At 61.4% G+C, this 259-nt stretch carries 1 protein-coding gene; it reads left to right on the top strand.

The features are described 5' to 3' along the window. Nucleotides 1–259 (top strand): hypothetical protein (locus tag SB660_RS21750; RefSeq protein ID WP_410584503.1); only part of this gene is annotated, 259 nt, incomplete at both ends.

The following is a 259-nucleotide window of genomic DNA, read 5'->3' as shown; positions in this document are numbered from 1 at the left end:
ACTCATCAAACATGTCCTGACCTGTGCGCTGGTCGCTGCTCTCGGTCGGGCGTTGCTCTCTACACGACATCCTTCCTGGCGGCTGCCCGCCATCGCGGACCCGGTCGCTCGCGCGCTAAGCCCTTTTCCGCGGATAGTGGCCACACTGCTGCTGATTTCCGGAGCCATCGAACAAATCAACAGGGCCGTTGACACCAGCCTGCAGCTTACGCTTTTTACTCGCGGCCTGGTGGCGTTGATCGTCGCCCTAACCATCGGC

This window comes from Bacillus sp. SIMBA_005 (genome assembly GCF_046535585.1).
In the GTDB taxonomy this organism is placed as follows: Bacteria; Bacillota; Bacilli; order Bacillales; family Bacillaceae; genus Bacillus; species Bacillus pumilus.
This window is presented reverse-complemented; position numbering and strand designations above follow the sequence as displayed.